Source organism: Chamaesiphon sp. OTE_20_metabat_361, from assembly GCF_031364565.1.
Map to the genome: position 1 here is coordinate 1 of NZ_JANLWO010000200.1, position 6,965 is coordinate 6,965.

4 protein-coding genes are annotated in these 6,965 nt (G+C 48.0%); all 4 read right to left on the reverse strand.

The features are described from left to right. Positions 1-257: 257 nt before the first annotated feature. Entirely contained in the window at positions 258-1,664 is a 1,407-nt protein-coding gene (pds, locus tag RMO35_RS05600) for a 15-cis-phytoene desaturase (RefSeq protein ID WP_309739187.1), read from the reverse strand. A 277-nt stretch (positions 1,665-1,941) separates the two neighbouring features. Beyond that, positions 1,942-5,259 carry a phycobilisome rod-core linker polypeptide gene (locus tag RMO35_RS05605; RefSeq protein ID WP_309739188.1) on the reverse strand — a complete coding sequence of 1,106 codons (3,318 nt, stop codon included), beginning with the start codon at positions 5,257-5,259 and terminating at the stop codon, positions 1,942-1,944. A gap of 524 nt (positions 5,260-5,783) precedes the next feature. Beyond that, entirely contained in the window at positions 5,784-6,164 is a 381-nt protein-coding gene (locus RMO35_RS05610) for a cupin domain-containing protein (RefSeq protein ID WP_309739191.1), read from the reverse strand. Positions 6,165-6,665: 501 nt separating this feature from the next. Continuing rightward, the coding region (locus RMO35_RS05615) for a L,D-transpeptidase (protein WP_309739192.1) at positions 6,666-6,965 on the reverse strand (300 nt) is incomplete at its 5' end.

Sequence of the window (6,965 nt, forward strand, 5' to 3'; positions counted from 1 at the left end):
TATTGGGCAGTTATTTGGCGACAGAGTTCGTATGATTCCTCGGTCGATGTTAGCATTGTCACGATCGGTAGGGACTTATCCAGTTGCAGCATTGGCACGAGACTAGGGACTAGGTAGGGGATAGGGGATAGGGAATAGGGGATAGAGTTGACTTTGAAATAGCACTGGAGTTGAGGCGGTGTGTTAGCACTACCAACGATCGAGGATCGTTTAACGGTTGTGTGTTTCCCTATTCCCTATTCCCTATCCCTTATCCTCTAAATTGCAGTAACCAGCGGTTTTGCTACCGTCGGTTGATAATTGGCGATCTCCTGTGCTGCAAGCTTACCAGAAAGCACGGCACCTTCCATACTCCCAAGATACTCTTGCAGCGTATAGCTACCTGCCAGAAAGAAATTGGCAATTGGGGTCGATTGGGTGGGTCGGCACTCTTGTCGCCCCGGAGATGCAGTATATACCGAGCGGGGTGTCTTAACTACTTTTGATTTACGTAATTTTGCGGGATTATCGCCAGTCAAATGTTGCGGAAACAAGCGTTCTAGTTCGGTCATCGTTGCCACAACGATCTCCTCTTCCGATTTGTCGATCCAGTCTTTAGCCGGGGCGATAATCAATTCGAGCATGGATTTATCTGGGTCTTCATACTCTTTGCAAGCTACGCTCATATCGGCATAGACGCTGAGAATATCCGATCGCGAAAAGAGCAAATGATCGATATCGGTTAACTTGCGATCGAACCACAGATGCAGGTTAATTACTGGCACGCCTTCTAGTTCCTGCATCTTTTCAAAGAACTCAATCTTGCGCCACGGCTCGGGCATCAAGGTCTTGATGACATCGACAGGCATTGCCGAGACATAAGCATCCGCCACAACGATTTCATCAGCGCGACCGTTAATTCCCCGCATCACAAAATGCTCTACTGTCCCATCCGGGTTGAGGACGATCTGTTTGAGCGGTCGTTCCATCCGAATTTCGCCGCCACGGGCTTGAAAATGCTCGACGATAGGCTGACACAAGCGTTCGGTCGGCGACCCGTCTAGAAAGGCGATTTTGGAGCCGTAGCGTTCTTTGAGAAACTTGTTGATCGCGGTGAGGGGAATTGTGGCGGAGACATCTTCGGGATTGATAAAAGTTAGCGCTTTAGATGCTGCCACAAAGATATCGGAATTCACGCGGTCGTCGATACCCTGACGACGCAGCCACTCCAGCAAACTATATTTATCCATATCTTCGACATATTGGCGTCCCCGCAAGACGGCTGGCCATAACCCGAGGGCAAATTTAATCTTTTGCTCCCAAGTGAGCATGTCGTTATTGCGAAGGATCGAAGCAATGACATTAAACGGTGCGGGGATGTCTGGCACGCTGAAATATGAGTAGGTACCGGGCTTCTCTGGCTGGTTGAAAATCAGCGCGTGCTCTTTCCATTGCAAGTGGTCTTCGATCCCCAATTCTTTCATCAATTGGAGCATGTTGGGATAAGCCCCAAAAAAGGCATGGAGTCCAGTTTCATACCAGTCGCCATCCTCATCTTTCCACGCTGCGACCAGACCACCCAACACATCTCGACTCTCAAATAGGATGGGGGTATGTCCGGCATCTGATAAATATTTAGCACAAGCTAGTCCAGCTAAACCTGCTCCTGCAATGGCTACACGCATCTATTAGTAATACCTCTGTACAGTTGAATTTAGAAATGAATACTCTATTCAGTTTAATTATATTTGCATTTCTTTACAATTTAACATCCGGATCGATCGACTCTTACGTCAGTTTGGATCGGAGTTGCCCGATAGTCAAAATTACCCATTACCCATTACCCCTAAATCCCGACCCGAAAAAAATAGGTGAGAACTTAATCTCACCTATGTTCCCATTGTACTCATCCATCTAGCTAGGTTATTTTCCCCAACTTGCCTGAGCCTAAAAATTTACAATTTAGTTAGCAGCAGCCAGCGAAGGAGCGCGATGGTAGGGTACTACATCAACGCCGAAGTAACGGGCATATTCTACACTTTGAACGATCGTGCTGACGGCTGCCATAAAGCCTTGCTCGGCGACGATCCGATTGTAGTCGTTAATCTCTGCTTGGTTGAGTGGTGCGCGACCCAATAAGTGACGACACAAGAATTCGATCGCTTTGGCATTGGGGTATGGCGTGTAGAATCGCTCGATGTAGGCATCCGAGCTAGCTAATGCCAGCACGAAATCGCGGATCGCGATCTCGCCAGTACGCACTTGGGTTTCTAAGTCCTGACGGCGGTACCGTTCGGGAATTTGACCTGCACCCAGATCCATTACTTGCAGATATAGCGCTTCGATGGCTAGTGTCGCTTCTGCTGGGCTGGTGCTAGCATTCATCCGGAAAATGCGGGCGGATTCGCGCTCGATCGCGGTTGCCACAGGCTGGACGCTAGTCGCCAAGCTAGAGGAACGACCTAATGCTACTAGTTCTGACTCTTTGGAACGGGTCGCAGCGGCGTTATCGGCGATCGCTTTACCAGTCATCGGCAGTTTTGCCATGTCCATCCGAGGTTTGATGGTATCAAAACTCGGCACTACAACTTGCTTATCTTGTTTGGTGAGCTTGTTGTAGAGAGTTTGAGTATTCGGATAGTTGGCGGCTGGTAAGGTCAAGAAGCGGTTGTAGGGCACTACATCTTCACCAAATACTTGGCAATATTCGGCACCGTTAACCATTGCGCCGATGAAGGCTTTAATCCCTTGGGTTGCTAGGATTTGGTTGTATTTACGGATTTCCGCTTGATCTAGGGGCGCACGTCCGAGGAAGTGCTTGGTACCTAGTTCGATTACTTTGGTATTGGGATAAGGAGTGTAGAACTCTTTGAGGTATAAGCCAGAACAACCGAGTCCTTCGATGAACTCTTTGAGGTTGATTTCGGAGTTACCGAGCTTACTTTCGAGCGCCCGGAATTCATTTGCCACGATGTATGGCTCGATGTCCCGCTCGAAGACTTGGCGATAAGCGGCGCGAATGACCGTTTTGAGCTGTGTTTTATCGACAGCCTGGGTAAGCTTGAAGATTTTGGTTTGTTCGCGTTTTTTGCTGACGCCTTGATCGATCCGGAATTCGATATCGGGTTGCGATCGAGTTCCGGTAATCGCACCAAGTTCGACGAATCGGGGTGTTGCTTCCGATTGCGCTTGAGTGACGATGCCGACACCCGTGTCGCCGATACTGCCGACCCGGAGATTCCGACCGCTGACACCCGCAGGGGTGAGGTAGCGATTGTAGGGCACCATGTCCTCGTTGAAGCTTTCGACGTACTCTGTCGAGTCGATCATCGCATCGACGATCGCGTAGAAGCCCTTCTTGGCAGCGAGATCGAAGTATTTATTCATTTCCTGACGCCCGTAGGTCGGACGACCCAATAAGCGGCGGTGCATGAATTCGATCGCTTTAGTTACATAGAGTTTCGTCCAGTAAGTATTGCGGAATAAATCGGATTTTGCCAAGTCGCGGACAAATTCTCGGACGGAAATATCGCCGTTTTCGAGTTTGATTTCCTGAACTTTGAGGCGTTGTCCTTCGTATACTTCGCGACCCATTACTTGCAGATAAATGGCTTTAATTACTGCTTGCGTGGAGCCTTCAGTAAAGGAAGTACTGACACCTTGACTGGATTTGGATTTTTTACCAATACCTGTAAAGCCAGGTAGTTGATCCAGCTTGAAGATCTTCGCGCCCAACGTGCCAGGAGTGACACCCCGCGCACCAGGATTGCTAACTTGGTTATTAATACCAGGCCCTTGCGCGATCAAAATTCGGCGCGTATCCTTGCCGAATGGTGCTGGCGAGTTGCTGGGATTGCGAGTTTCTTTGGGGAAAATCGCCCCAAACTGAATTTCGAGCGGATCGTTACCCGAGCCATAGACGTGCTGGTCGGCTAACGGCTGCTCGTAAGCAGCAAAGGTGGTAATGAACTGCGGAATTTTGCGGAAAGGGGCGCTGTAATTGAATAAGTCCTGCTGAGGCCCCCAATTGCGGCATTCTTGAGCTTCTTGACCCAAACCGCGAATGTACGGCACTGTTTCTTCACCGAAGTAGTCAGAGTACTCTGCTGAGTCTACCAGGGCATCTACCAGCCCATTTAAGCCTTTAGCCGAGACGATACTAAAATACTTCTGCACTTCTTCGCGCGAGGATGGCCCCCGACCCAAAATGTGCTTGAAGGCTAGTTCTAATGCCCGACTGTTAATGTAGGGTTGGAAGAAGTTTTTCTGATACAGTGGCGATTTTGCCAAGCGGCGGACGAATTCCTTCATCGAAATTTCGCCGTTTTTGACCTTCGATTCTAGATCGGACACCGATAAGCTGTAGGCGCGGGTGATGTCGCGCTCGAAGATTTGGCGATAGGCGGCTTTGATGACATCATTTTTTTCAACTGCCGACAAGCCTGTTTTCATCGCATACTTGACGCGACGTTCGGCAGCAGCATTATAGATTTGGGGGAGTTCCAAGCCTTGTTGGTCGTCGGAGTTGCGCTGGCGGAGTTTATTAGCAGGTGCGGAAGCTTTAAACTCACCAATCATTACTTCAAAGTACTGGTTGATGATTTCTTGAGCTTCTTTATCCTTGCTAAAGTAGCCCAGCGAACCAGCGCGCATTTCTTGGAGCGCGACGATGGTAGCCGGAACCGAGCAAGCATTTTGAATTATTTCTCTGAGTCCGCGCGTATTGACCGTAATGATATTCGGATCGCCAGCGACGATCGCATAAGTCAGGTACCGGAGAAACCAGCTCATATCCCGTAAGGATTTCTGCATGTTTGCAGGGCCGTACAAGGAGATATTAATTGGCTGAAAACCTGGCGGAATTGCACCAGAACCAGTTGCCGTGAATAAGGAAGTAATGCTAGAGAAAAAGCTCCCTTTTTCCTCAACAAAAGTTACAGTCCCGAGTGTGGATTCAGTTTGTTTTGTACCGCTGGCAAAAGTTGTCGCTACTTTTTTGGTCTCCTCGACGACCATCGGCTTTTCTAAAAATGCCATCGGCGAACCGCCAACGAAAATCCGATTCGCCGCTCGCGAGACAATCAATTCGGACTTATCGCTAATTGTCTTGGCGATTTCGATCCGTTTGGCTCCAGACTCAAAGTAGCTTTTCAGTTCGCTCAGTTCGCCCATTGCGGGAAACCGATCTTGCTGTTCAGCTTGCGAAATGGTCGCAACGGGCAGTGTTTGATATAAATTTGGACGGGATAGAGAGCCGCCACCACTTGCCTTAACACTCATTAGATCTTAAATCTCCCAACCGAATATTTTTTTACTGTATTAAGCCTAATCGAGCTACGTGCCAGGTCTGGTACCTGCTTGGATGAGGCGGTAAAATCCGGGGATCGGTGGAAACAACGCGAGAGTCTCACTCGAATGTTACTCCCGATCGGATCGTTTACTGCCAATGGTACGAGCATTTACCAACTCGAAGCTAGCGCATCGTCTAGCGACGATCGCACCGTTTGAATAAGTAGGGCGATCGAGGTGCTTAAATCTCGGCGCTCCCAAAGCTAAAAAATGTAACTAGTAAAACCAGTTCAGCTTTCAGATTAAAACGTTTCGCCTGCTCGTAGCTTGTTTATGAAGAAGTGTGTAGATATTAAATCTAATAGTGGTCTGGAGAAGATCGTAGAGGATCGGCGGTCAATTATTAAAAAAAAGATAATTTTTGTTACAAGGGGCGGGTCATCCCGATCGATGATGTATGTTACGCCAATTTCAAGTTAGCGAGCGACTGGCAACTGCTAGATCTTGCAAACGCTTTACAGCTCAATCAGAACTGCGCCAAATTTTACCAGTTGATATCCGGCATCTCCAGGTGATACTACAGATATAAAAATTAAGGGATCGTCATCGCTAAGATTGACCACCCCATGTATGCACCCTACAGGCGCGATCGCCACATCGCCCATGCGGATCGATTTTGTCGTTCCGGCTCCATCGAGATAATATTCTCCTGCGCCAGATAAAATCGTCCAAGTATCTTGTCCCTGCGGGTGGATGTGTGCGGGTATTTCTTGATGTGGCTGGATATACCAAGCGACAATTACTGCTGCTGGGGACGTGGAAATCACCGAACGAATCGGTTCGCCGTCAGTTGGTTGGAAAAATTTAGCACTATTAAAAATGCGTGTGGTATCCATCTGTACTTATTTTGCGTTCGTAAGATCGTCACCGTCATCTTGAATGTATGTCGCGAGCGCTTACTGTCACCGAACATACTTAATCCAGCCAATTGCGTTAATCTCTCAAAAAATTTAAGAATCTATCCTCGCCCGATCGAGTCAAATAATTGCGCTTTTTATAAGTAATTTCCCGCTGGCGATCGGATTTACAACGTGCGCGGGAAGCAGCTTCTAATCGATTTACATACTTCCTCGATGGCCGTGATTAGCGAACTCGGGCTATTTACGACCGCCACCGATCGTTGAATTAGTATCTAGAATCTGCTGGGAGAAGCGGCGACAATTCTCAATTAATTTTGTAAAGAAATGTGACAAAGATCGATGCGATCGACACCCTAAATTGTGGAACATAATGACGTTATATCCCATCTAGATAGAAGTATGAGTTGGGTAGCCTAATTCCATTTAAGTAGAATAAACTTCCAGAGTGAAAAGTACTTTTTCACTCTTTTTTATGATTTATTCGTTGACTACTTTTACGGTAGTGCCCACTTTAACTAGGCGAAACATGGCCTTGACATCGCGATTTAGCATCCGCACACAGCCGTGTGATGCCGCCGTCCCGATCGATTTGACATTGGGAGTACCATGAAAACCAATTACATCTTGTCCATCCGTCCAAAAGCCAATCCAGCGGGAGCCGAGCGGATTTTCCACCCCAGGGGGAAATACTTCGCCAGTTTTAAAACTCGTCCAAGCGGGATTTTTGATTTTTTCCATGACTTGCCATTCGCCAGTTGGTGTCTCCCAGCCTTTCTT

Coding starts and splice junctions, on each gene's coding strand:
- RMO35_RS05605 (WP_309739188.1), bottom strand. CDS start 5,259: ATGAGTGTTAAGGCAAGTGGTGGCGGCTCTCTATCCCGTCCAAATTTA.
- RMO35_RS05610 (WP_309739191.1), bottom strand. CDS start 6,164: ATGGATACCACACGCATTTTTAATAGTGCTAAATTTTTCCAACCAACT.
- pds (WP_309739187.1), bottom strand. CDS start 1,664: ATGCGTGTAGCCATTGCAGGAGCAGGTTTAGCTGGACTAGCTTGTGCT.